The following is a 23,199-nucleotide window of genomic DNA, read 5'->3' on the forward strand; positions in this document are numbered from 1 at the left end:
CGGGCCGGCGGGGAAGGAAGCTTGGCCGTACGACATCCGACGGCGGGCCGCCCGGGCGACGGCGGCAGGACGCGGCGGACCGGTCAGGGGCGGCCGATGTCGCGCGTGAGCTCCAGACCCAGCACCCGGTCCAGGGCCGCGAAGGTCTCGAAGCGGGCGCCGTCCGCGAACCCGTTCGCCGCCCGGACGCGGTGCAGCAGGGCGAGTACGGCCGGGGTGTCGAGGTCCCCGGTGAACGCGGCCGCGGCCTGCCGTCGGATCTCGTCCGGGACGGGTTTCGAGGGCGTCCAGGCCCAGTCGGCGACCTGTCGGCGCCAGTCCCGCAGGGTGGCGGCCGCCTCGTCCAGCTCGCGCGATCCCGTCCCGGCCGGGTCGCGGTACGAACGGGCGAGCAGGGCCAGGCGCAGGGCCGCGGCGTCGACGCTGCCGCAGCCGAGGCCCGCCGCGACGTCGCCGCCCGGATCCGGTCCGGCGGGGCCCACCGCGAGCCGGACGCCCTCCACGGCGCCGGACCCGTCGGCGCCGGCCGCCAGGACCTGGACGTCCGGCGGGCCGCCCAGCGCCTCGGCCAGGTCGCCGGGGGCGACCGCGGCGACGACGGCGACGTGGGGATGGATGCCGAGAGCCGCAGCGGCGCGCTCGAAGACGGCGCCCCGCTCCGCGACGGCGTGGTCCGGCAGGACGAGGACCCGCACCACCTGGAGACCCTCGATCTCCGCGACCCGTTGCAGGACGTCACCGATCAGCGCGGCCCGCAGGTCCCCCACCCCGGTCCGACCACCGGCGCAGGACAGCCGGACGCCGACCCGGAGCAGCATCCGGCGCCCGGGCGGGACCTCGGCGCTCCGGCCGGTGCGGGCGTCGTACACGCTCAGCGCGGGCTGCCGGCTGCCCGCCCCCGGCCGGGCGACCGCCTCCGGCCGCAGCGCCGGCCGGTCACCGAAAGCGGCCGCACCGCTCACCGTGCCCGTAGGGATGCCCTGTTCGTCCGCCACTCGGCCCCACCTCCTCGGCGAGGCCATCCTCCTCCCCCGGCCACGGCACCGCCACCGGCCACGGCGCTGCCACCGGCCGTGTCGCGGACGGGCGGACGGGCAGGCAGGCGGGCGGGCGGGCGGGCGGGGTCAGTCCGCCACGGCCCGGGCGTCCGCTCCGAAGGCCCGCTCGGCGGCGGTCATCACCCAGAGCGGGAACTGCTCCACGGGTATCGCCGGTGAGGCGGGGAACCCCGGGCGGATCGACGCCTCGGGGAAGAAGGCGACCTGGCAGCGGCGGCACAACCACCCGGCCTGCCACACCCGGGCGTGCAGCTGCCGACGCGTCGTCTCCTCGGGCGACGAGGGGGCGGGCGCAGCCTGGCGGCGGCCACGCTTCACGACCTCCACGATCGTGGCGATCGCCAGCAGGATCAGCGGGAGGAGGAAGGGACCCGCCAGGTAGCCGACCCGGTAGGCCGGGTCGTAGCCGGCGAGGTCCTCGCGGTCGCGCACCAGCGAGAGGACCCCGAGCACGCCGAGGATCGCCGCCAGGGCGGACAACGAGATCGCGGCCCCGCTCAGGCCTCCCTCCTCCGCCGGCCGTGGCTCGGGCGGCGGTGACAGCAGCGCACGCATCGGCTCGGAGAGCGGCTGGGTGGTGTCCGCGAGGGCTTGCGACACCGCGACCGACTGGTCCGGCGCGGCGCACTGCGGGCAGGTGGCACTCATGGTTGCGGTTCGCTCCTGAAGCGGGACATGTGCGTGAACGGTGAACGCGTAGTACAGCACAGGGGGCTGACACCCCGTAGTGCCGGGCCCGCCGACCGGTTCTGCGGCCGCCGGTCCGCAGCTGCCGGCCGACTCGAACACCCCTCCTGGGGTGGGCCCATGACGCGCGGACTCCGAGCCCCGGAGCCCGTTCCAGGGGCGCTGGTCAAACCGGCACCGGCCGGCCGAGCGCCGCTCCCTGGCCGGGGGCACCGCCCTGCCCGCCCTCTGGGCCCCTGTCCGCCCTCCAGCCAGGCCGGGAGCGGGGCGCCCCCGGGTGGTGGGGGCGGCCCAACCCCCCCCGCCCCGCCGCCCCCGAGGGCGGCCGGGCGCAGCAGCGCGCCCCCTCGGGGAGGGGGGAGAAGTAACTGCCCTTCGAGACGGGCACGCAGCCCGGCCGGAACGCGGTCTGCTTCTCGTTGTAGAGCATCCGGACCAGGTACTTGTCGCCCTTGCGGTACAGGTCCCACTGGATGTTCGCGCCCATCGGGGCCACCGTCGCGCCGCGCCAGGCGTTGCTCGCGTACGTGTAGGGGGACGCCTCGGTGGCCTGCGCCGTGCTGCCGGGCAGCTGCATCAGCGCGGCGAGCGGGATGATCTCCTCGGCGTGGGTGAAGCGCAGTTCGGCGCCCAGGCGGCCCGTTCCCGCTCGCCGGTCCTCGACCTTGCGGAACAGGTCGTCGAGGAGCACCCCGGCCATCTTGTAGGTGATGTCCCGGCCGGCGAAGCCCGGGCCCTTGCTGTAGAACTCCTCGGCGTTGTCGAGGTAGCCGAACCAGGCGGCCTCGTCCGGGCCGATGTAGCGGCCCAGGTGCCAGTCGCCCTCGTCCGTGAGGTCGGCGGTGACGCTGTACAGGTTGAAGACGGCCTGCGCCGCGTCCACCTCGTTCCCCGCGAAGGGGTAGCCGCCGGCCGCGAGACGGGCGACGAACTGCTTGGTGAAGATCCGCTCCAGGACGTGCCGGGCCGCCTCGTGGCTGCGCGGCTGGTCCCGGACCGCGGCCAGGGTGGCGGCCAGCCGCGGGTCCTTCTTGACGTAGTCGGTGTAGTCCTTGTTCACGGCGGACTTGTGGAAGTAGAGCAGGTCCGTGTCGGTCCTGGCCGGGTCGACGGCCTTCGCCAGCGACGGGTCCCCGTCCAGCAGGCCCTTGGTGAACTCCGTCCCCGAGTCGACCGCCCGCGGCTGGCCCGAGCTGACCACGTCGATCCGGTCCGGGCCCGCCGGGTCGTCGGCGCCGGCGGCGATCCGGTGGAAGAGGCCGGGCAGCCGCTGCTCCATCCGCTCGGCCGTGTCCTGCAGCGCGCGCCGGCCCTGACCGGTCAGGGCTCCGTAGCCCACCTTCGCGTTGGCGTCGAGCAGCTCCCGCACGTCGGGGCCGAACCTCCTGCCCAGCCGGGTCAGCTCACCCTCGTCGGCGGCCTGCTGCCAGAGCTTGAGCAGGAGGTCCCCGTCCTCGCTGTCGCTGAGCGCGCGGGCGCCGTGCCGGGAGACGGTCTGGGTGAAGACCGCCGTGTAGCCGGCCGGCGCCTGCTGCAGGCTCCGGACGCTCTGCAGCGGGCGGTAGGGCGCCTTGGTGGTGGCGCCCGCCGGGGTGGTGAAGGCCTGGCCGTCGTGCGCCTGGGCGGGAACGGCGACCGCCACGGACAGCAGCGCGGAGGCGGTCAGTGCCACGGTGGCGGTAAGGGTGCGTCGCATGAGGAGTCCAGGGAGTCACTCGGAGTCGGAGAGCCGGGCCGATCCCACTCGATCCGCGTGGCCGCCGGGCATCCTGGACATGGCAGCCCAGTGCACAGGCAGGCAACTCGCCGCTGCCCGGAAGGCCGGCGGGCCGCACGGGCGGGGTGCGCGACGGCTCCCCGCCGGGCCGCGCGCCGCCTGCTGTGGCGGGTGCGGCGGCCGCGCGAGTACGGTTCACCACGTGTCCAGTTCTCCCCCGGGACGACACCCGGACCGTCGGACGGCAGCGGCCGGGCCCAGGTGAACGGGCTGCTGCTGGCCGTCGACCCGACGAGCGGGGACTCCCTGCTCGCCGCCTTCGGCGCGCTGGCCGTCCTGGTGGTGGTCTTCGCCGAGTCGGGGCTGCTGGTGGTGGGCTTCTTCCTCCCCGGTGACACCCTGCTGCTGCCCGCCGGGGTGCTCTGCGCCACCGGCAGCCGCACCGGGCCCCACCTGTCGCTCTGGCAGGTGATGGTGTGCGCCGCGGTGGGGGCGGTGGCCGGGGCCCAGGTGGGTTTCCTGCTCGGCCGGCACGGGGGGCGGCCGGTCCTGGCCCGCACCCGCAGCGGACGCCTGAAGTCGGCGGCGGCCCGGGGGGAGGCACTGCTGCGCCGCTACGGCTACCGGAAGGCGATCGTCCTGGGCCGCTTCGTGCCGCTGGTCCGGACGGTGCTCAGCCCGGTCGCCGGCATGTTGGACGTGCCCACCCGCACCTTCACCGTCTGGCAGGTCGTCGGTGGCGTGCTCTGGTCGCAGAGCCTGGTGCTGATGGGGTACTGGCTGGGCGCCGCCGTCCCGGGGATCGAGCACTACCTGTGGCTGCTGGTGGGCGGCGTCGTGGTGCTGTCGCTCCTGCCACTGCTGCTGCGCCGCCGCAAGGGGCCGGACCCCCGCTGACGGCCTGCGCCGACCGGCCCCGGGCGGGCCACGTGTGGCACGATCCCGGCATGCCGCTGATCATCGACCCGGACCGGGAAGAGCCGGAGCACGGAATGGGCGCATAGCCGATCCGGCGCCTCCGGGAGTACGTCCTGGCCGCTCACGACGGCCGCCTGCGGCCCGGCCCGTTGCGGGATCACCTTCTTCTCTGGTGCGGGACCCGCCGACGGCTGCCCTGATCCGCAGCCCGCCCGTGGCGCCGGAGCGGGGAGGTGCCGCCCGGCGGGGCAGCGGTCACGGGAGCGGTGACTCCCCCGTCAGCACGGGGGCCGGTCGGCCCCACCGCTCCCGGTGGGGCCCTTCTTCGGTCCGGACCTAGGCCGCCTGGGCGCAGTCGAGGTGTCCCCAGCCGTCCGGGTTCTTGGCGATCGGTTCGCCGACGGCGTAGGAGCGGCCGCAGCGGCAGGAGCCGGGGAACTTGGCCTTGGTGCGGCCTCCGCCCGCCTTGGCGCCGGCCCGGGCGCCGGTCTTGCCGGCAGCCGCGGGACCGGCCCGGCGGGTGCGGGTCGGCGGCGCCGCGTCGGCGCGGGGAGCGGTCAGGACCGCGTCGAAGGAGGTGCCGCCCGCAGGCTGCTGGGCCACCGCCGCGTCGCTCGCCGCCCGGTCGGCGACGGCGTTCAGCGGGTCGCCGTCGACCTGGTGGGCGGCGACGTGGACGAACTCGACGTCGCGCCCGGCCAGCAGCGCGTCGATCGCCACGATCAGGTCCTTGTTCGCGACCGGCGTCCCGGCGGCGGTCTTCCAGCCCTTCCTGCGCCAGCCGGGCAGCCACTGGGTGACCGCCTTCATCGCGTACTGGGAGTCCATCCGGACCTCCAGCGGCACGCCGGGCTCGACCGCGCCCAACAACTCCTTCAGCGCGGTCAGTTCGGCGACGTTGTTGGTCGCGCGGCCGAGCGGCCCGGCCTCCCAGCGCCCCGGCCGGCCGTCGGCGTCGGCGATGACCCAGGCCCAGGCGGCCGGGCCGGGGTTGCCCTTCGAGGCGCCGTCACAGGCGCCGATGATGCGTTCTGCCATGCAGCGATCATGCCAGTGCCCTGCGGGTCCGCGCACATACCGGGCGGGGCGGCGGCGCAGCCGCTGCCCCGCCCGGGCCCCATCGCGGGCCCGGCCGGGCAGCGACCGGTGGCCGGGGCCGGCGACTCAGGAGACGACGACCGTGGTCCGCCACGGGACGACCCAGGGCGGGCAGACGGCGCCGCGGTCCGCCACGCACCGCCCGGTCGCCGTGACGGTGCTCGTCCCGACGGCCGCCGCCACGAAGGTCGCCTGCGCGTCGCCGTTCGGGGAGGCGCTGCCCGAGATCGCGGACAGGACCGAGGGCGAGCCGGCGGCCGGCACGCTCCACAGCCACGTCACGGTGTAGTCGCGGAAGCCGGCGAGATCGACCTGGACGAGGTCGCCGGTGTGCGCCTGTACCGTCCCGCCGTTGGCCGTACCCGAGATGACCACCACGGCGTTCGCGGCCACGACCCGCGGGCCCGGAGCGGCTGCGGCGGGTGAGACGGGGGCGACGGCGCCGGCCAGGGCCAGCGCCACGGCGGGGACGGTCAGCAATCTCTTGGTACTCATGGCACTCCCGGTGCTCGAAGATGCGGGCCTCCCGTCTACGCCGTCCCGGTGGCCCTGGCAAGAGCGCGTCCGGATCGGCGAGTTGACGCATCGACAGACCGGGCGCGGGGAGGGCCCCGCCGGCCATCGCAGGGCCGACCGCCGCGGGGCCGGGCGGTCAGCCGACCGGAATGCCCGGGTTGACGAGGCCCCGGCCACCGGTGACCGTGTTGTCGGCGGTGACGGTGGTCGGGCAGGAGCCCGGGGCGTAGGCGGTGACGTCGATCGCGTACCGGGTCGGGCCGGTGGCGCCGCTCAGGTCGGAGCGGTTGTTGCGGAAGACCGTGCCGCAACCCCAGCCGGCCGCCTGGGAGTGGGTCTGGAAGCCGTCGTTGCGCGTCCGCACGCCCGAGTTGTTCTCCACGACGTAGTCGTTGCCCTTCACGTCGACCCAGGAGTCGTCGTAGTTGACGTCGGTCAGCCCGTTGCCGTCGAAGGTGTTGCCGGAGACCAGGCCCCCGGTGGTGCCCTCCTTGAGATCGATGTTCTCCCCGCCGATGTCGGGGCCGATGACGTTGTTCAGGATCCGGACGTGGTCGCTGTGGTCGGTGAGCGTGTTGGCCGTGCCCACGTAGACCCCCTCGCCCTTGCCGTCGTGGGCGGAGCCGGTGTCGCCCGCACCCGACAGCCGGACAGGACGGGCGGCGACCGACGGACGGACGGACGGGACGACCTTGATCCGATGGACGGTTGACGGATGGTCACACGGGGTAGTTGTCCGGCCACCACCCGCATCCGACCCAAGGGGCAACAGCATGGCCGACCAGGCCGACCTCATCTTCCACGGCGGCGACATCGTGACCGTCGCCGCCGGGCCGGCACCCGAGGCCGTCGCGGTCAAGGACGGGCTCATCGTCTTCGTCGGCGGACTCGACGAAGCGGTCGACGGCTGGAAGGGGCCGCGGACGCGGCTGCGCGACCTGGCGGGACAGGCGCTGCTGCCGGGGTTCGTCGACGCGCACGGGCATCTCGGCGGGATCGGGCTGCAGGCGACCATCGCGAACCTGCTGGCCGCGCCCGACGGCGACGTCACCGACATCCCCTCGCTCCAGGACAGGTTGCGGGCCTGGGCCGAGGGCCCGGTAGGCCGGGACTCCGACTGGATCATCGGATTCGGCTACGACGACGCCATGCTCGCCGAGGGCGTGCACCCCACCCGCGACGAGCTGGACGAGGTCTCCACCACCCGGCCCGTCCTGGCGATCCACCAGTCCTTCCACCTGGGCGCGGTGAACAGCCTGGGGCTGAAGCGGCTGAAGTACGGCGCCGCCACCCCGGACCCCGAGGGCGGGGTCATCCGCCGCCGGGAGCTGGCGGTGCCGCCCTCGTACGGCGAGCCCGACGGGGTGCTGGAGGAGAAGGCGTTCAACCCGGCCTCGGACCTGGCGATGGCCGGCCTGCCCGAGGCGGCGCTGCAGGCGCTGTTCATCAAGGGCGCGGAGTCGGCGGCACGGTTCGGCTTCACCACGGTGCAGGAGGGCGGCACCAGCCTCGTCAACCTCAAGGCCCTGCGGGACACCGCCGCTGCCGTGCCGTTCAAGATCGACGTGGTCGCCTACGTCAAGGCCGACCAGCTCGCGCAGGCCCCGGAGGAGGACCCGATCGGGGCGAGCGCGGAGTACGTCGACGGCGTGCGCGCGGCCGGCGTGAAGCTGGTCCTGGACGGCTCGCCGCAGGGCCGCACCGCCTGGCTCACCGTCCCGTACCTGACCCCGCCGCCCGGAAAGCCCGCGGACTACTGCGGCTACCCCGCCGTCGAGGACGACACCACCGTCCTGAAGCAGATCGAAGCCGCGTACGCCAAGGGCTGGCAGGTCCTGGCACACGTCAACGGGGACGCCGCGATCGACCAGTTCCTCAAGGCCGTCGAGGGCGCCACCGAGCTGGCCGGTCACGCCGACCGGCGGACGGTGGCGATCCACGCGCAGACCGCCCGGCTCGACCAGGTCGAGGACTTCGCCCGGCTGGGCGTCATCCCCTCCTTCTTCTCCATGCACACCTACTACTGGGGCGACTGGTACCGCGGGACCGTCCTCGGGGAGGAGCGGGCGGCGACCATCTCACCGGCCCGCTGGGCGCTGGACCAGGGCCTCGCCTACACCTCCCACCACGACGCCCCGGTGGCTCTGCCCAACTCGATCGCCATCCTCTCCAGCCAGGTCACCCGCCGTAGCCGCACCGAGGGCGTGGTCGTCGGCCCCGAGCAGTGCGTCGACGCCCTGGACGCCGTCCGCTCGATCACCGTCAACGCCGCCCGCCAGTACTTCGAGGAGGACCGCAAGGGCACCATCGAGGTCGGAAAGCTCGCCGACCTGGTGATCCTCAGTGCCAGCCCGCTGGCCGTCGAGGCCGAGGAGATCAAGGACATCACCGTCGTCGAGACCATCAAGGCCGGGCACACCGTCCACCCGGCGCCCGACTGGAAGGCCGGTGCCACGGCCCTTCCCGCCGGCTCCGTCGAGCCCCGGTGGGGGTGCAGCTGCTGACGGTCCGCCGGGCGGCCCCGCCCGACCCGGGCGGGGCCCGGTGCGCCGATGCCGTCACCGGCCCCGCTTCCGGATCTGCCGGGCCCCGGCCTCGTCGGGGTCGTCGTCGGCCTGCCCCAGGTGCCCGTTCAGGCGGTTCAGCATGTCGAACAGCCGCCGCCGCTCCTCACGGGAGAGCGGGGCGAGCACCTCGTCGTCGGTGGCGGCCAGGTCGGAGTTGATCCGGGACGCCGCCACCCGCCCCTGGGCGGTGAGGTCGACGTGCACGCGCCGGCGGTCGGCCGGTGAGCGGGTGCAGGTGACGTACCCCGCGGCGAGCAGGTCGTCGATCACCTTGATCATGTCGCTGGGGCCGATGTCCAGCCGGGCGGCCAGTTCGCCCTTCGCCTGGCCGCCCTCCTCCTCCAGTGCGCAGAGCACCATCACGTGCCAGAGCCGGAGCCCTTGACGCTCCGCCTGGTTCGCGAGCCGCCGGCGGGCGGCCTGGCCGGTGCGGGACATGAGGAAGCTGCTCAGCGTCAACAGCCCCGGTGCGGTGGGATTCATCGGGTCAGCCAATCTTCACCGGGCCGCGGGCCCGGGCGGGAGCCGTTACACATGCGGGGACCGAGCTGCTCCCCCACATCGGCGAGGAAGCGCGCCACCTCCCGGTCGGACGGGCACATCAGCGCGCCCTCGACCACGACCAGCGTCGGCCCTGACTCTTCGGGCAGCGCGTCGCCTCGGTCCGGGTCGGTGATCGAAGCGGCGTGCAGCCGCACCGCACTGTCCGGCAGCAGGCGGTCGGCATGGGCGCGGCCGTAGAGCGGCGTGAGGAGGGTCTTGGCGACGCCGGCCGGCCCATGGCTCGAAGGGTCGTTCAACATAAGGTTAGCCTCGCCTAATAAGCAAAGTGGCGTCAAGAAGTGCTGCCAAGGAGAGACACCACGCCCCCTGGGGCGGTTCGCCGCGCCTGACCCGGGCACGCGGGGAGTCGGCGGAGCGCACACGGCAACCGACCCGAGTCGACTGGACCCATTAGCCAGGCAAGCCTCACCTAATGTTCACTCCCACCCCACCGTCAACCCGTCGAACGGCGCAATTCACCGCCCAACCCACACGCCTGATGCCTCATCACGCACCTCCCGATCGGAGGGTCGGTCACCCCCGAACCCCGCCCGACCAGGCCTCAAGATGCCTGCTCGGCACGCCCGAACCCCCGCCGACCCCGCCTCGGAGCCCCGCCGCACGGCCGCCGCCGGTCGCACCGGGCCCACCCCCACCCTGGCCACCCCTCGAAAACATGGTTAGGCTAGCCTTACCGAACTGTTGTGCTCCGCCCACTCGCCCGACCTGCCCGCCCCCGGAGATCTCACATGCCGACTTCCCCCGCGGACGCCCCCGCTCCGCCCGCCACCGACGCGGGCGTCCGGACCTCCACCGCCCCGGACCGCCCCGCAGCCGTCGAGACCGCGGACTTCGAAGGCCGCGTCGCGCTCGTCACCGGCGCGGCCCAGGGCATCGGCGCCGCGGTCGCCCGCCTGCTCACCGAGCGCGGGGCTCGCGTCGTGGCCACCGACCGGCGGGCCGACCGCCCCGGTCTCGCCCGCCTGGACGTCACCGATGCCGCCGCCGTCGAGGCCGAGGTCGAGCGCGTGGAGCGCACCGTCGGCCCGATCGACATCCTGGTCAACGTCGCCGGAATCCTCCGCCCGGCCCTCGCCCTGGAGACCACCGACGAGAACTGGGCGGCCACCTTCGCCGTCAACACCGACGGGGTGTTCCACACCTGTCGGGCGGTCGGGCGCCGGATGGCCGGGCGCGGCGCCGGCAGCATCGTCACGGTCGGCTCCAACGCCGCCGGGGTGCCGCGCACCACGATGGCCGCCTACGCGGCCTCCAAGGCCGCCACCGCGATGTTCGTCCGCTGCCTCGGCCTGGAACTGGCCCGCTCGGGCGTCCGCTGCAACCTGGTCTCCCCCGGCTCCACCGACACCGAGATGCAGCGCTCCCTGTGGCGCGACCCCTCCGCCGAACAGCGCGTCATCGACGGCGACCCGGCCAGCTACCGGGTGGGGATCCCCCTCGGACGGATCGCCGACCCCGAGGACATCGCCGAGGCCGTGGTGTTCCTGGCCGGCGACCGGGCCCGGCACATCACCATGCAGGACCTCTACGTCGACGGCGGCGCCACCCTCCGCGCCTGATCCACCGGTCGGACGACCACCGGGCACACCGACCCGCCCCCCAGAACGGAGCAGCATGACCACAGTGAACGAGACCGGCGGCACGACCGCGGCCCACCGCGTGGGCGGTGCGCTGCTGGCCGCCTACCGCCCCGGCCCCGACCGGGCCTTCTTCGCCGGCCCGAGACGGACACTGCTCGCCACGGGCAGCCGGGTGGCCGTCACCGACCCCGCCGAGGCCACCCGGCTGCTCCGCGAGGCGCGCACCGCGGAGCGGCCCGACCCGCTCGTGGTCGGCGCCGTGCCCTTCGCCCCCGGCCGCCCCGCCGCGCTCTTCATACCCGCCGAGACCCGGTGGGCCCAGCCGGTCCACGACGATCCGCTGCTGCGGCTCGCCCCCGAACCGCAGACCGGGCCGGTCTGGACCAGCCGTCCCGTCCCCGCCCCCGAGGGGTACCGCGAGGCCGTCGCCGACGCCGTCCGGATCCTCGGCGAGGACCAGGAGCTCAGCAAGGTCGTCCTCGCCCGGACCCTGGAGCTGTCCGCCCCCGGCGGCGCCGATCTCCCGGCCATGCTCCGCCGGCTGATCCACCGTGACCCGCACGGCTACACCTTCGCCGTCCCCGGCGAGGGCAGCGCCACCCTGGTCGGCGCCAGCCCCGAGCTGCTGGTCTCCCGGCGCGGCACCGCCGTCACCTCCAACCCGCTGGCCGGCTCGGCCGCGCGCAGCGACGACCCGGTCGAGGACCGGCGGCGCGCCGCCGCCCTGCTGGAGTCGCCGAAGGACCTCGCGGAGCACGCCTTCGTCGTGGACGCCGTCCGGCGTGCGCTCGAACCCCACTGCCACGACCTGGTCGTGCCCGAGCGGCCGTCGGTGATCCGCACCGCCGCGATGTGGCACCTGTCCACGGTCGTCACCGGCACCCTGCGCGACCCCGCCACCAGCGCGCTCGACCTCGCTCTCGCCCTGCACCCCACACCGGCCGTCTGCGGGACACCGACGGACCGGGCCCGCGCGCTGATCGGTACCCTGGAACCCTTCGACCGCGGGTTCTACACCGGCGTGGTCGGCTGGGGGGACGCCTACGGCGACGGCGAATGGGTCATCACGCTGCGCTGTGCGGAGGCCGACGGGGACGATCTGCGGCTGTTCGCCGGCGCCGGCGTGGTCGCGGCCTCGGTGCCGGAGCACGAACTCGCCGAGACCACCGCGAAGTTCCGCACCTTTCTCCACGCTGTTGGACTGGGAGACGCCAAATGACCGACTGGCCCGAGGAGTTCGCCCGGCGCTACCGGGCGGCCGGCTACTGGACCGACGAGCGGCTCGACCACATGATCCGCCGGCACGCCGCCGAACGGCCCGAGCGGATCGCGGTGGTCGACGGCGCCCGGCGCTGGAGCTACGCCGAACTCGACCGGCGGGCCGACCGGTTGGCCACCGGACTGCTCGCCCGGGGCATCCGGCGGGGCGAGCGGATCGTCCTCCAGCTCCCCAACGTCGCCGAGTTCTACGAGGTGTTCATCGGCGCGCTGCGGGCCGGGGTGGTCCCGGTGATGGCCCTGCCCGCGCACCGGCACGCCGAGATCTCCTACTTCTGCGAGTTCGCCGGGGCCCGGGCGCTGATCGTCGCCGACCGGCACGCCGGCTTCGACCACCGGGAGATGGCCGCCCGGGTCACGGCGGCGGTGCCCGACCTCGCCGAGGTCTTCGTGGTCGGTGATCCGGGCCCCTTCACCTCGCTCGACGAGCTGCGCGCCGACGAGCCCGCACCCGTCCAGGACCCGCCCGCCGCCACCGACCTGGCCTTCCTCCAGCTCTCCGGCGGGAGCACCGGCCTGCCCAAGCTGATCCCCCGCTACCACTTCGACTACCTGTACAGCGTCCGCGAGTCCGCCGCGATCTGCGGGCTGACCGCGGAGACGGTCTACCTCTGCGCGCTGCCCGCCGCGCACAACTTCCCGCTCAGCTCCCCCGGCAGCCTCGGGGTGTTCCACGCCGGCGGCCGGGTGGTCCTGGCCCCCGACCCCAGCCCGGGCACCGCGCTGGCGCTGATCGAGAGCGAGCGGGTCACCCTGACCGGCGTCGTCCCGCCGATCGCCCTCGCCTGGGCCGACGCGGCGCCCGGCGCCGACCGGGACCTCGCCAGCCTGCGGCTGCTCCAGGTGGGCGGCGCCAAGCTCAGCGAGGAGGCCGCCCGACGGCTCGGTCCCGCGCTCGGCTGCGACCTCCAGCAGGTCTTCGGCATGGCCGAGGGGCTGGTCAACTACACCCGGCCGGAGGACTCCGAGGAGACCGTGCTGACGACCCAGGGCCGCCCGATCTCCCCCGCCGACGAGGTACGGGTCGTCGACGACGAGGACCGGGACCTGCCCGACGGCACGACCGGCCACCTGCTCACCCGCGGCCCGTACACCATCCGCGGCTACTGGCGGGCGCCCGAGCACAACGCCGTCGCCTTCACCCCGGACGGCTTCTACCGCACCGGAGACCTGGTCCGCCGGACCGCCACCGGTCACCTGGTGGTCGAGGGCCGGGCCAAGGACCAGATCAACCGGGGCGGCGAGAAGGTCGCCGCCGAGGAGGTCGAGAACGTCCTGCTCGCCCACCCGGCCGTCCACGACGTGTCCGTCATCGCCGTGCCCGACGAGCACCTCGGCGAACGCACCCGGGCCTACGTCATCCTGCGCGCCGACGCACCCCGCCCGCGCGCCGTCGAGCTGAAGGCCTTCGTCCGGGCCCGCGGCCTGGCCGACTACAAGGTGCCCGACCTGGTCGAGTTCGTGACCGAGTTCCCGCAGACCGGAATCGGCAAGGTCAGCAAGAAGGACCTCCGCACCACCGCCCGCTAGCGCGCCACCCCAGAGAGAGCACGCCCAGACACCATGGCACTGCCCACCATCGCCCCGTACGATCCCCCGCGGGCCGACCAGCTCCCCGCGCCCAAGGTCCCGTGGCGGGTCGACCCCGCCCGGGCCGTCCTGCTCGTCCACGACCTGCAGAACTACTTCCTGTCCGCGTTCCCCGCCGAAGGGCCGCCACTGGCCCCCGCCCTCGCCCGGACCGCCCAGGTCCTGGCGTACGCCCGCGGGCACGGAATGCCCGTCGTCTACTCCCACCAGCGCGGCGGCCAGTCCCCCGAGGAACGCGGCCTCCAACTGGACTTCTGGGGCCCCGGACTGCCCGCCGACGCCTGGGCGCAGGCCGTCCCGGACGTCGTCGCCCCGGCCGAGGGCGACACCCTGCTGCTCAAGTGGAAGTACAGCGCCTTCGCCAGGACCGAGCTGGCCGACATCCTGGCCCGGTCCGGCCGCGACCAGCTGGTGCTGGTCGGCGTCTACGCCCACATCGGTGTGCTGATGACGGCCGCCGACGCGTGGAGCCGCGACGTCCAGGCGTTCGTGGTGGCCGACGCCACCGCCGACTTCTCCGCCGAGAAGCACCTGGAGGGCCTGCGCTGGGCCGCCGAGAAGTGCGCCGTCGTCCTGACCACCGACCAGCTGCTGGAGGCCCCGTGACCGCGCCCGAGGAGCCCGGGCGGCTCCACGCCGAGAACGTCACCCTCCGCTACGGCGACCGCGCCATCGCGACCGACCTGTCGATCGGCGTCCCGGACGGCTCCTTCACCGTCATCGTCGGCCCCAACGCCTGCGGAAAGTCCACCCTGCTGCGGGCGTTCGCCCGGCTGCTCAGGCCGGCCGCCGGGCGGGTGCTGCTGGACGGCGAGCAGATCAGCGCCCTGTCCTCGAAGGAACTCGCCCGCCGGCTCGGCCTGCTCCCGCAGAGCTCCACCGCGCCCGACGGCATCACCGTGGCCGACCTGGTCTCCCGCGGGCGCTACCCGCACCAGGGGCTGTTCCGCCAGTGGTCCCGGGAGGACGACCGGGTCGTCGCGGAGTCGATGGCGGCCACCAACGTCGACACGCTCGCCGCCCGCTTCGTCGACGAGCTCTCCGGCGGCCAGCGCCAGCGGGTCTGGCTGGCGATGGCCATCGCCCAGCAGACCCCGCTGCTGCTGCTCGACGAACCGACCACCTTCCTCGACATCGCCCACCAGGTCGAGGTCCTCGACCTGTGCGCCCGGCTGCACGAGGAGCAGAACCGCACCCTCGTCGCCGTGCTCCACGACCTCAACCAGGCCGCCCGCTACGCCAGCCACCTGATCGCCATGCGGGACGGCGCGGTGGTGGCCCAGGGCCCGCCCGGCGAGATCGTCACCGCCGAACTGGTCGAGAAGGTCTTCGACCTGCCGTGCCAGGTGATCGAGGACCCGCAGACCGGCACCCCGCTGGTCGTCCCGATGGCGCCCGGACACCGGTCGAGGAATCGGTGAGCCCCACCGGCAGCAGAACCCTGACGGTCCGGCCGGCGACGGCGGCGGACGCGGCGGCGCTCCTCGCGCTCTCCGAGCCCTCCATGGACTCCGGTGAGCTGCGCCGCCGCCGGGAGGCCGACTACCGCGCGCCGCGGGACCGGTTCCTCCTCGTCGACGGGCCGTCCGGCCCGGACGGCTGCGTGGCGCTGCGCCTGCTCGCCCCCGAGCCGCCGGCCCACCCCGCCCCCGGGCTGCTGCACAACTTCTGCGTCCGCAAGGGCCTGCGGGGCGCGGGCCTCGGCTCGCACCTCCTGGACGCCCTGCTGGACGAGGCCGGCCGCCGCGGGGTGCGGGCCCTCTTCACCGCCAGCACCGGCGGCGGGGCGCTCTTCCGCCGCTACGGCTTCGAGGAGATCCCGGCCGGGCTCGCGCCGCAGGCGTGGGCGCGCGAGTTGGACCCGGCCCGGGGCTCCCGGGTCTACCTCCGGACGCTGGAGGGCTGACGCCGCCTCCCGCCCACAGCAGCAGACCCCGGGTCCGTGATCGGACCCGGGGTCTGCTGCTGTGCCCGCCGACTCCTCAGGAGCGCGCGGCCCGCCACTGGCCGGCGATCAGCCAGACCAGGTAGCAGCCGCCCACCACGCCCGTGAACACGCCCACCGGCAGCTGCGTGGGGGCGAGCAGGCGCTGCGCCGCCAGATCGCTGACGGCCAGCAGGACGGCGCCCAGCAGTGCGGAGCCCACCAGGTTGGGGCCGGTGGCCCGGGTCAGCCTGCGGACGGCCTGCGGGGCGATCAGGGCCACGAACGGGATCGGGCCCGCGGCGGCGGTGGCGGCGGCCGTCAGCGCGACGCCGATCAGCACCAGCCGGATCCGCACCCGTTCGGTGCGCACCCCGAGCGAGGACGCCGCGTCGTCGCCCATCTCCAGCATCCGCAGCGGGCGGCCGAGCAGCACCGCCGCCGGCAGCAGGACGGCCAGCGCGAGCGCCATCGGCCCGCAGTGCTCCCAGCCCCGGGCGTTGAGGCTGCCGGTCAGCCAGACCGCCGCGCTCTGCGCGTCGCTGAACGAGGCCCGGGCGATCAGGTAGGCGTTGAGCGAGGAGAGCAGCGAGCTCACCCCGATGCCGACCAGCACCAGCCGGTACCCCTGGGTGCCGCCGCGCCGGGCCAGCAGGTAGACCAGGGCGGCGGTGACCAGTCCGCCGACCACGGCGCCGAAGGCGACGGTGGCGGCGCTCCCGCCGATCAGCAGGATGACCGCCAGCGCGCCGGTGGCCGAGCCGACCGTGAAGCCGATGACGTCCGGGCTGCCGAGCGGGTTGCGGGCGAGCGTCTGGAAGAGCGCGCCGGCCAGGCCGAGCGCGGCGCCCACCAGCAGGGCGGTCAGCAGCCGCGGCAGCCGCACCTCCCTCACGATGTAGCGGTCCGCCCGGACGCCGCCGCCGGTGAGCACGTCGATCACGTCGGCGACCGGCAGCGGGTAGTCGCCGGCCGTCAACAGCCAGGCGCCGACGCCGAACAGGGCGAGCACCAGCAGGGCGCCGACCACCGTCGCCCGCCGGTGCCAGCGCAGCGAGCGCCCACCGGGAAGGCGCAGGGCGCGCAGCGGGACGGGCGGCCGCGCGGGCGTTCCGTCCGGCACGGCCGCGACCGGGGCGGCGGGCCGGGGGACCGTCAGGGGGCTGTTCATAGGTGGACGATCCTTCGGCCGCGGACGAGGGCGATGAAGAGCGGCGCGCCGATGAAGGCGGTGACCACGCCGGCCTGGAGCTCCGCCGGGTGCAGGAGCACCCGGCCGAGGATGTCCGCCCCGAGCAGCAGCACCGGGGCCAGGACCGCCGAGAGCAGCATGATCCAGCGCTGGTCCGGGCCGCAGACGTGGCGGGCGAGGTGCGGAACGGCCAGGCCGACGAAGGCGATCGGGCCGACCGCCGCGGTGGCCGCGCCGCACAGCAGTGTGACGGCGACCAGGCTGAACGCCCGGGTGCGGGCCGGGTGGGCGCCCAGCGCGTGCCCGGCGTCGTCGCCGAGGGCGAGTGCGTTCAGCGGCCGGCCGAGCAGCAGGGCGAGCACCCCGCCGACCGCCAGGAACGGCAGGACCTGGCCGAGCACCGCGGAGTCGACGCCCGCGAGCGTGCCGACCTGCCAGAACCGGAACCGGTTGAGGGTCAGCGGATCGAGCAGGATCAGGCCGTTGACGAAGGCGGTCAGCACGGCGGTGACGGCGGTTCCGGCCAGTGCGAGGCGCGCGGGTGTCGCCGAGGCCCGGCCGCCTCCGCCGAGGATCTGTACCACCAGGGCGGCGACGGCGGCGCCGGCCAGCGCGAACCAGATGTAGGAGTGGAAGCTCCGCAGGTCGAACAGCGCCGTCCCGGCCGCGACGGCCGCGGCGGCGCCGCCGTTGACGCCCAGCAGTCCGGGGTCGGCCAGCGGGTTGCGGGTGAGCGCCTGCATCATCGCGCCCGCGACACCGAGGGCGGCGCCCACGGCGATGCCGAGCAGTGTGCGCGGGATCCGCGCGTGGTGCACCACGATCCAGTCCTCGGAGGTGGGCTCGTGGTGGAACAGCACGTGCAGCACCTGCCCGGGCGGGATGTAGCGGGCGCCGATCGCGATGCCGGCGAGGGCGAGCACGGCCAGCAGCGCCAGTGCGCCGAGGAGCCAGGCCAGCCGTCGGCCGGTGCCGATCCGCCCGGGCAGGGCGGTCGCGGCCCGGGCCTGGTCCTCCGAGGGATCGGCCTCCGCGGGCTCGACGGCGCTGGACGGGGCGGTGGTCCTCATGCCTGCTCGTGCTCGCCCTCGTGGTGGTCGTGGTTGGCGACGCCGCGCTTCCAGTAGCCGTCGACGTCGATCTGGTGGCGGTCCAGTCCCCGCTCCGCCCGCAGGTGACGGCGGATCGGCTTGAGGGTGTTGGCCTCCCCCGCCACCCAGGCGAAGCCCATGCCGTCGGGCAGGTCGGCCGCACGGATCGCCCGCTCCAGCAGGTCGCCGCTGCCGGCCGGGGCGTCGCCGCGGTGCAGCCAGGTGAGCGTCGCGTCGGTGGCGGTCTCGAAGACCTGCTCGTGCTCGGGCCCGGGCACCTCGGCGAAGGCGATCACCCTGACGCCGGCGGGCAGCATCTCCAGCCAGCGGCCCAGTGCGGGGATCGCGGTCTCCTCGGCCGCCAGCAGGTACCAGTCGTGGACGAAGGGGATCTCCTCCGACCCGCGCGGGCCCAGGACGCCCAGCCGCATACCGGGCTCGGCGGCCTCGGCCCAGCCGGAGCCGATGCCGGTGCCGTGCAGCACCATGTCGATGTCGAGCTCCTGCGCGTCCCGCCGGTAGTGACGGATCGTGTAGTCGCGGGTGATCGGCTCGACCGGCGCGTCCATCCAGGTGTCGTTCTCGACCACCGGCTCGACCGGCAGGTCGGCCCCCTCCTCGGCGAAGCAGAGCTTCACGTGGTCGGTCGGGGCCAGCTCGCAGAAGCCTTCGAGGTCGGGGCCGCCGAAGGTGACCCGCACCGTGCCGGGGGTCACCCGGGTGACCCGCCGGACTTCCAGCAGGCGGTACTTGAGGGGGTGGCGAACGATCCGCATGCGCGGCGGGGCGGTGTCTGTCGTCATCGGTCAGCCCAATCCGGTGGGAGGTGTGCGCAGGCCGGCAGCCGCCGGTGCCGCCCCCCGTTCGACGGGTGACGGCACCGGCACTCACTTTCGATTAGGTTAGCCTAACCTCTCATCTTCAGACCAGTCGCGGAGCCCCGATCCGCAGCTCACCTGCCGCTTCGTCACCCACCAGGCGGCCGCCGTCCAGCCGGACCACCCGGGGCAGCCGGGCGATGGTGGCCGGACGGTGCGCGATCACGATCAGCGTGCAGTCGGCCCGCAGTTCGTCCAGTGCGAGCTCCAGCCGGGCGGCGGTGGCCGGGTCGATGTCGGCCGTCGCCTCGTCCAGGACCAGGACGGCCGGATCCGCCAGCACCGCGCGGACCAGGCCGAGGATCTGCCGCTCGCCCGCCGACAGGTTGCCGCCGCGCAGCCCGACCTCCGCGTCCAGACCGCCCGGCAGCTCGGCGATCCAGGCCCGCAGGCCGAGCTGGTCGACCGTCCGCTCGATGGCCGCCCGGTCCGGGGCGCCCTGGACCAGGGCCAGGTTCTGCGCCACCGTGCCGGTGACCATCCGCACCTCCTGCGGGACCAGGACGATCCGGCGGCGGAGCTCCTCCTCGGGCACGGCCGCGAGGTCGGTGCCGGCGAAGCTGACGGTGCCGGTGTCCGGGTGGTAGAGGCCGCAGAGCAGCTTCGACAGCGTGGTCTTCCCGGAGCCCGTCTCGCCGACGACCCCGGTCCGGCTCCCCTCGGGGAAGTCGAGGCTGATCCCGTGCAGGGTGCGGCCGTCCGCCCGGTAGGCGTACTCGACGCCCTCGCAGCGCAGATCGCCCCGGGCCGGCAGCGCACCGGACGCCGTCCTCAGGCGGGCCGCGGGCGCGGTCGCGGCCAGCAGGTCCAGCAGTCGGGCCAGGCCGGTCCGCGCCGTCTGCACCTCACCGACCAGCTGGGAGAGGTCGGCGAAGGAGTCGAAGAGGTTGCGGCCGGCGACCACGAACACCACCACGGCGCCGATGGTCAGGGTGTCCTCGGTGACCAGCCAGCCGCCGACCAGCAGCAGCACCACGAGGGCCAGGCCCTCGATCAGGCTCACCAGGTCGATCCGGTTCTCCACCCGCAGCGCCCGGCGGGCGGCGTGCACCGCCCGGGTGTTCTCGCCGTCGAAGCGGCGCGTCCACCCGGCCAGGCCGCGCGAGGTCTGAAGGGCCTCACGGGCGGTCAGCGTCTCGGAGAAGGTGGCCGCGACGGTGGCCTCCGCCCCGGCCTTGGCCCCGAACGCCGCACCGGCGTCGCGCTGGAACCACCGGGTGACCAGCAGGGTCAGCGGGACGAAGACGGCCAGCTGGACGAGGAGCAGCAGCCAGGAGTACCCGGCCAGCACCGCCAGGGTGAAGACCAGGGTCGCCACCGAGGCCACCAGGTTGCGCAGGTGGAGCCGGACGAACGCGGCCAGCGCGGCCACCTCGCCGGTGGAGCGCCGCAGCAGCTCGCCGCTGCGGTGCGTCTCCAGGAAGCGCAGCGGCGCGACGGCCAGGTTCTCCACGCACTGCTCGCGCAGGGTGCGGACGACCTGCTCGCCGCCCTTGATCAGCAGCAGTTCGCCGACCCTGGCCAGCACCAGCTGGCCGACCGCGAGCACGGCCAGGAACAGCACGGCCAGGCCGAGGCCCCGGCGGTCGCCGTCGTCCAGCGCGTCGGCGGCGAGGCCGATCAGCGGGGCGACGGCCACCAGCGCGGCGGAGTCGGCGAGGCCGACCAGCAGAGCGACGATCAGCCGGGTGCGGTGCGGGCGCAGGTAGGGGGCCGCCCGGCGCAGCACGCCCCGCTGGTCCGCCTCGTCCCGGAGCAGGGGCTGCTCAGCCATGGGTCGCCTCCGCGCTGGTTGCGGTCATGGCGCTCTCGGGCCTTTCGGTCGGGGCGGAGTCGGTGGGGCCGGACGGGTCGTCCGGTCCGGAGCCGTTCTCGCCGCCCTGGCCGAGCAGCCGCACCGAGCGGTCGGCGGCGTCGAGGACGGCGGAGCGGTGCGAGGCGAAGACCACCGTGCGGCCGGCCGCCCAGGTGCGCAGCCGTTCCAGGACGAGCCGCTCCGTCGTGGTGTCCAGGGCGGAGGTGGAGTCGTCCAGCAGCAGCACCCGGGGGTCGCCGAGCAGGGCGCGGGCGATGGCGAGGCGCTGGACCTGGCCGCCGGACAGGGCGGTGCCGCCCTCGCCCAGTTCGGTCAGGTAGCCCTCGGGCATCGCGGTGAGCTGGTCGTGGATGCCGGCGATCCGACAGGCCTCGTGCAGCGCCGCCTCGTCCAGTTCGCGGCCCAGGCGCAGATTGTCGGCCACGGTGCCGGAGAGCAGGACCGGACGTTGGGAGACGTACGCGATCCGCGCTCGGACCTCGTCCAGCCGGGCCCGGCGCAGGTCGACGCCGCCGTAGGAGACGGTGCCGGAGTCCGGGTCGTCGAGGCGGACGGCCAGGCGCAGCAGCGTGCTCTTGCCGGAGCCGGTGGCGCCTTCCAGGGCCACGAACCCGCCGTCCTCGATCTCCAGGTCGACCGGGCCGAGCACGGTGCGCCCGTCCCGGACGGCGCTGACGCCGGAGAGCACCAGGGCGCCGGAGTCCGGCAGTTCCACGGCGTCCTCGGGGGCGGGTTCGGCGACGACCGGCCGGATGCAGAGCGCCTCGTCGATGCGGGCGGCGGCGACGTCGGCCTGGCCGCGCTCCAGCAGACGGTCCACCAGGACCCGGGTGGCCAGGGTGACGATCGCCATCCAGGAGGTGAAGGCGATCAGCCCGCCGAGGCTGAGCCGGTCGTCGAGGACGGCCAGGCCGCCGACGCCGACGCCGGCGGCGACCGCCAGGCGCGGGACGAACGGCGCCACGGCGGCCCAGCCGGCCTCCACCCGGGCGGCGACCACGGTGCGGTCGGTGACGTCGGCGCTGGCCGTGTGGTGGCGTTCGACCAGCGGGCGGTGGCCGCCGGTGCCGCGCAGTCCGGTGCCGACCTGCAGCAGGTCGGCGACGGCGTCGGCGCGTTCGCCGTGCGCCCGGGCGAGCTCCCCACTGGCGGCGGCGAAGCGCTTGGGGAAGTACAGGTTGACCCAGACCAGGAACGGCAGGGTGGCCAGGGTGACCAGCAGCAGGCTGAGGTCGAGGGCGGCCAGGGCGGGCAGGACGACCACGAAGGTGGTGGCCAGCACCACCCAGATGGCCAGGCCGTGCACCCACTCGCGGACCAGGTCGGTGTCGCGGGTGGCGCGCATGGCGAGGTCGCCGTGCCCGCGCGAGGCGAGCGCGGCGCGGTCCAGTCCGGACAGGTGGCGCAGCAGGCGGCCGCGCAGGTCCGCGCCGACCTTGGAGTCGGCGTACCCGGCCCAGTACTGCCAGCCGTAGAGGCCGACGAACTGGACGAGCGCGGCGCCGGCGGTGGCACCGGACCAGAGCAGCAGGGCCCGGTCGTCGCCGGGCTTGAGCCCGTCGTCCACGGCGTGCTGGACGCACCAGGGCACGGCCAGCAGGGCGATCTGGCGGATCGCCGCCGCCACCATCGCCGCGGCCACGGTGGCCCGGTGGGGCCGCAGGGAGCTCCTCAGCAGGGCGCGCGCCCGACGGCGGCGCTCCGGGGAGAGCGCCCCGGGCGCCAGGTCCTCGTCCGCGAGTTCCTCGGCCGTCAGGCCGTCCCGGGGCCCCGCGGCGGGTTCCGTCTGTCGGTTGCTCACATCGCTCACTCGATCGCTCGCCCGTCTGGTCACTGGGTCGGATACGGGGCCGGGGGACGGCCCGGTGGGCACGTCCCCCGGTGGGGTGGGTCAGGCGCCGGCGGCGGCCGTGCGGGCGACCAGGCCGGCCGGGCGCATATCCGTCCAGTTGGCGTCCACGTAGGCGGTGCAGGCCTCGCGGGTGTCCTCGCCGTGCACGACCGTCCAGCCGGCCGGGATCTCGGCGAAGGCGGGCCAGAGGGAGTGCTGGTTCTCCGCGTTGACGAGCACGAAGTAACGGGCGTCGTCGTCCTCGAACGGGTTGGTGGCGCTCATGTCGTCTCCTTGGGGGGGTGGTGGTCGGTGGACGGGTGGTCAGCCGGAACAGGCCGGCGTGCTCTCGGGCTCCTCGCCGAGCGAGGTGCGGACGAGGCGGTCGACGAGGAACTCGGCGAGCGCCGCCACGGTCGGCCGGGCCAGCAGGTCGGCCAGGCCGAACTCGCCGGCGAACTCCGCCCGGATCCGCTGGAGCAGCGACATCGCGAGCAGCGAGTGGCCACCGAGGTCGAAGAAGTTCTCGTCGATCCCGAGCGCGGGCAGGCCCAGCACGTCGGTGAACGCCGCGTGCACGGCCTTCTCGCTCGGGTACCTGGGTCCGCGCAGCGGTCCCGACGTGGTGAAGTCGGTGGCGCCGGGCGCGGGGAGGGCCTTGCGGTCGAGCTTGCCGTTGACGGTCAGCGGAAGTTCACCGAGCACCACGAACGCCGACGGCACCATGTACTCGGGCAGCCGGGCGGCCAGCATGCGGCGGACCGCGGCGACCTCGATAAGGGTACCCTCACTTGGCACCAGGTAGGCGACGAGGCGCTTGACGCCGGGGGTGTCCTCACGGACCACCACGGCGGCCTGGGCCACCGACGGGTCCACCGCGATGGCGTCCTCGAC

22 protein-coding genes and 1 pseudogene are annotated in these 23,199 nt (G+C 74.8%); 8 read left to right on the forward strand and 15 right to left on the reverse strand.

Translation table 11 applies throughout. The features are described 5' to 3' along the window. Positions 1 to 83: 83 nt before the first annotated feature. The 3 genes from ACFVYI_RS30685 to ACFVYI_RS30695 all read right to left on the reverse strand — a co-directional run bounded on the left by ACFVYI_RS30685 (position 84) and on the right by ACFVYI_RS30695 (position 3,441). Positions 84 to 995 carry a hypothetical protein gene (locus ACFVYI_RS30685; protein WP_387891644.1) on the reverse strand — a complete coding sequence of 304 codons (912 nt, stop codon included), beginning with the start codon at positions 993 to 995 and terminating at the stop codon, positions 84 to 86. Positions 996 to 1,124: 129 nt separating this feature from the next. After that, complete coding sequence (locus tag ACFVYI_RS30690) at positions 1,125 to 1,706, reverse strand: hypothetical protein (protein ID WP_387891646.1); 582 nt, start codon at positions 1,704 to 1,706, stop codon at positions 1,125 to 1,127. Between the two features lie 205 nt (positions 1,707 to 1,911). Continuing rightward, positions 1,912 to 3,441, reverse strand: a complete 1,530-nt coding sequence (locus ACFVYI_RS30695; RefSeq protein ID WP_387891647.1) for a histidine-type phosphatase — start codon at positions 3,439 to 3,441, stop codon at positions 1,912 to 1,914. Positions 3,442 to 3,735: 294 nt separating this feature from the next. Here ACFVYI_RS30695 and ACFVYI_RS30700 point away from each other — a divergent pair, with 294 nt between their 5' ends. Beyond that, a complete protein-coding gene (locus ACFVYI_RS30700; RefSeq protein ID WP_387891678.1) occupies positions 3,736 to 4,359 on the forward strand; it encodes a DedA family protein in 624 nt (207 codons plus the stop codon). 357 nt (positions 4,360 to 4,716) lie between these two features. Here the strand turns inward: ACFVYI_RS30700 and ACFVYI_RS30705 are convergent, their stop codons facing one another. The 3 genes and pseudogenes from ACFVYI_RS30705 to ACFVYI_RS30715 all read right to left on the reverse strand — a co-directional run. Further along, the gene (locus ACFVYI_RS30705) at positions 4,717 to 5,418 is read right to left on the reverse strand and encodes a ribonuclease H (RefSeq protein ID WP_387891648.1); all 702 of its coding nucleotides are present in this window, start codon (positions 5,416 to 5,418) and stop codon (positions 4,717 to 4,719) included. 126 nt (positions 5,419 to 5,544) lie between these two features. Further along, complete coding sequence (locus ACFVYI_RS30710; protein ID WP_387891650.1) at positions 5,545 to 5,973, reverse strand: hypothetical protein; 429 nt, start codon at positions 5,971 to 5,973, stop codon at positions 5,545 to 5,547. A gap of 157 nt (positions 5,974 to 6,130) precedes the next feature. Then, positions 6,131 to 6,631 (reverse strand): annotated as a pseudogene (locus ACFVYI_RS30715) (sheath polysaccharide-degrading enzyme); the annotation flags it as partial. 136 nt (positions 6,632 to 6,767) lie between these two features. Between ACFVYI_RS30715 and ACFVYI_RS30720 the strand changes: the two are divergent. Continuing rightward, entirely contained in the window at positions 6,768 to 8,498 is a 1,731-nt protein-coding gene (locus ACFVYI_RS30720) for an amidohydrolase (protein ID WP_387891651.1), read from the forward strand. A gap of 54 nt (positions 8,499 to 8,552) precedes the next feature. Here ACFVYI_RS30720 and ACFVYI_RS30725 read toward each other — a convergent pair whose 3' ends face one another. Both ACFVYI_RS30725 and ACFVYI_RS30730 read right to left on the reverse strand, forming a co-directional pair. Beyond that, the gene (locus ACFVYI_RS30725) at positions 8,553 to 9,044 is read right to left on the reverse strand and encodes a MarR family winged helix-turn-helix transcriptional regulator (RefSeq protein WP_387891652.1); all 492 of its coding nucleotides are present in this window, start codon (positions 9,042 to 9,044) and stop codon (positions 8,553 to 8,555) included. Beyond that, positions 9,041 to 9,364 (reverse strand): hypothetical protein, encoded by a 324-nt coding sequence (locus ACFVYI_RS30730; RefSeq protein WP_387891653.1) that lies wholly within the window; start codon positions 9,362 to 9,364, stop codon positions 9,041 to 9,043. Before ACFVYI_RS30730 ends, ACFVYI_RS30725 begins: the two co-directional genes overlap by 4 nt. A 489-nt stretch (positions 9,365 to 9,853) precedes the next feature. On the opposite strand from ACFVYI_RS30730, the gene dhbA reads away from it, so the two are divergent. The 6 genes from dhbA to ACFVYI_RS30760 are packed head-to-tail and all read left to right on the forward strand — an operon-like array spanning position 9,854 to position 15,479. Then, positions 9,854 to 10,684: a 2,3-dihydro-2,3-dihydroxybenzoate dehydrogenase gene (dhbA, locus tag ACFVYI_RS30735; RefSeq protein ID WP_387891655.1), complete on the forward strand. Its 831-nt coding sequence runs from the start codon at positions 9,854 to 9,856 to the stop codon at positions 10,682 to 10,684. Positions 10,685 to 10,739: 55 nt separating this feature from the next. After that, the gene (locus ACFVYI_RS30740) at positions 10,740 to 11,924 is read left to right on the forward strand and encodes an isochorismate synthase (protein ID WP_387891657.1); all 1,185 of its coding nucleotides are present in this window, start codon (positions 10,740 to 10,742) and stop codon (positions 11,922 to 11,924) included. Then, entirely contained in the window at positions 11,921 to 13,513 is a 1,593-nt protein-coding gene (locus tag ACFVYI_RS30745) for a (2,3-dihydroxybenzoyl)adenylate synthase (protein WP_387891659.1), read from the forward strand. Before ACFVYI_RS30740 ends, ACFVYI_RS30745 begins: the two co-directional genes overlap by 4 nt. Before the next feature lie 33 nt (positions 13,514 to 13,546). Beyond that, on the forward strand, positions 13,547 to 14,179 hold the full coding sequence (locus tag ACFVYI_RS30750; RefSeq protein ID WP_387891660.1) for an isochorismatase family protein: 633 nt from the start codon (positions 13,547 to 13,549) through the stop codon (positions 14,177 to 14,179). Beyond that, complete coding sequence (locus ACFVYI_RS30755; protein WP_387891662.1) at positions 14,176 to 14,994, forward strand: ABC transporter ATP-binding protein; 819 nt, start codon at positions 14,176 to 14,178, stop codon at positions 14,992 to 14,994. The genes ACFVYI_RS30750 and ACFVYI_RS30755 overlap by 4 nt, the downstream gene beginning before the upstream one ends. Continuing rightward, on the forward strand, positions 14,991 to 15,479 hold the full coding sequence (locus ACFVYI_RS30760; RefSeq protein WP_387891664.1) for a GNAT family N-acetyltransferase: 489 nt from the start codon (positions 14,991 to 14,993) through the stop codon (positions 15,477 to 15,479). Before ACFVYI_RS30755 ends, ACFVYI_RS30760 begins: the two co-directional genes overlap by 4 nt. 76 nt (positions 15,480 to 15,555) lie before the next feature. On the opposite strand, the gene ACFVYI_RS30765 is transcribed toward ACFVYI_RS30760, so the two are convergent. The 7 genes from ACFVYI_RS30765 to ACFVYI_RS30795 form a co-directional block, all read right to left on the reverse strand. Then, positions 15,556 to 16,668 (reverse strand): FecCD family ABC transporter permease, encoded by a 1,113-nt coding sequence (locus tag ACFVYI_RS30765; protein ID WP_387891665.1) that lies wholly within the window; start codon positions 16,666 to 16,668, stop codon positions 15,556 to 15,558. Next, positions 16,665 to 17,759, reverse strand: coding sequence for a FecCD family ABC transporter permease (locus ACFVYI_RS30770; RefSeq protein ID WP_387891667.1), 1,095 nt, complete (start codon positions 17,757 to 17,759; stop codon positions 16,665 to 16,667). The genes ACFVYI_RS30765 and ACFVYI_RS30770 overlap by 4 nt, the downstream gene beginning before the upstream one ends. Continuing rightward, positions 17,756 to 18,583, reverse strand: a complete 828-nt coding sequence (locus ACFVYI_RS30775; RefSeq protein WP_387891668.1) for a siderophore-interacting protein — start codon at positions 18,581 to 18,583, stop codon at positions 17,756 to 17,758. The genes ACFVYI_RS30770 and ACFVYI_RS30775 overlap by 4 nt, the downstream gene beginning before the upstream one ends. A gap of 118 nt (positions 18,584 to 18,701) precedes the next feature. Beyond that, positions 18,702 to 20,432: an ABC transporter ATP-binding protein gene (locus ACFVYI_RS30780; protein ID WP_387891669.1), complete on the reverse strand. Its 1,731-nt coding sequence runs from the start codon at positions 20,430 to 20,432 to the stop codon at positions 18,702 to 18,704. After that, positions 20,425 to 22,275 carry an ABC transporter ATP-binding protein gene (locus tag ACFVYI_RS30785; protein ID WP_387891671.1) on the reverse strand — a complete coding sequence of 617 codons (1,851 nt, stop codon included), beginning with the start codon at positions 22,273 to 22,275 and terminating at the stop codon, positions 20,425 to 20,427. The genes ACFVYI_RS30780 and ACFVYI_RS30785 overlap by 8 nt, the downstream gene beginning before the upstream one ends. A 90-nt stretch (positions 22,276 to 22,365) precedes the next feature. Beyond that, positions 22,366 to 22,590, reverse strand: a complete 225-nt coding sequence (locus ACFVYI_RS30790; protein ID WP_387891673.1) for an MbtH family protein — start codon at positions 22,588 to 22,590, stop codon at positions 22,366 to 22,368. A 39-nt stretch (positions 22,591 to 22,629) separates the two neighbouring features. Next, the coding region (locus tag ACFVYI_RS30795) for a phosphopantetheine-binding protein (protein ID WP_387891675.1) at positions 22,630 to 23,199 on the reverse strand (570 nt) is incomplete at its 5' end.

This window comes from Kitasatospora sp. NPDC058218, assembly GCF_042882445.1.
Lineage (GTDB): Bacteria > Actinomycetota > Actinomycetes > Streptomycetales > Streptomycetaceae > Kitasatospora.

Coding starts and splice junctions, on each gene's coding strand:
- ACFVYI_RS30705 (WP_387891648.1), bottom strand. CDS start 5,418: ATGGCAGAACGCATCATCGGCGCCTGTGACGGCGCCTCGAAGGGCAAC.
- ACFVYI_RS30765 (WP_387891665.1), bottom strand. CDS start 16,668: ATGAACAGCCCCCTGACGGTCCCCCGGCCCGCCGCCCCGGTCGCGGCC.
- ACFVYI_RS30730 (WP_387891653.1), bottom strand. CDS start 9,364: ATGTTGAACGACCCTTCGAGCCATGGGCCGGCCGGCGTCGCCAAGACC.
- ACFVYI_RS30790 (WP_387891673.1), bottom strand. CDS start 22,590: ATGAGCGCCACCAACCCGTTCGAGGACGACGACGCCCGTTACTTCGTG.
- ACFVYI_RS30695 (WP_387891647.1), bottom strand. CDS start 3,441: ATGCGACGCACCCTTACCGCCACCGTGGCACTGACCGCCTCCGCGCTG.
- ACFVYI_RS30750 (WP_387891660.1), top strand. CDS start 13,547: ATGGCACTGCCCACCATCGCCCCGTACGATCCCCCGCGGGCCGACCAG.
- dhbA (WP_387891655.1), top strand. CDS start 9,854: ATGCCGACTTCCCCCGCGGACGCCCCCGCTCCGCCCGCCACCGACGCG.
- ACFVYI_RS30690 (WP_387891646.1), bottom strand. CDS start 1,706: ATGAGTGCCACCTGCCCGCAGTGCGCCGCGCCGGACCAGTCGGTCGCG.
- ACFVYI_RS30775 (WP_387891668.1), bottom strand. CDS start 18,583: ATGACGACAGACACCGCCCCGCCGCGCATGCGGATCGTTCGCCACCCC.
- ACFVYI_RS30770 (WP_387891667.1), bottom strand. CDS start 17,759: ATGAGGACCACCGCCCCGTCCAGCGCCGTCGAGCCCGCGGAGGCCGAT.
- ACFVYI_RS30710 (WP_387891650.1), bottom strand. CDS start 5,973: ATGAGTACCAAGAGATTGCTGACCGTCCCCGCCGTGGCGCTGGCCCTG.
- ACFVYI_RS30720 (WP_387891651.1), top strand. CDS start 6,768: ATGGCCGACCAGGCCGACCTCATCTTCCACGGCGGCGACATCGTGACC.
- ACFVYI_RS30740 (WP_387891657.1), top strand. CDS start 10,740: ATGACCACAGTGAACGAGACCGGCGGCACGACCGCGGCCCACCGCGTG.
- ACFVYI_RS30745 (WP_387891659.1), top strand. CDS start 11,921: ATGACCGACTGGCCCGAGGAGTTCGCCCGGCGCTACCGGGCGGCCGGC.
- ACFVYI_RS30725 (WP_387891652.1), bottom strand. CDS start 9,044: ATGAATCCCACCGCACCGGGGCTGTTGACGCTGAGCAGCTTCCTCATG.
- ACFVYI_RS30780 (WP_387891669.1), bottom strand. CDS start 20,432: ATGGCTGAGCAGCCCCTGCTCCGGGACGAGGCGGACCAGCGGGGCGTG.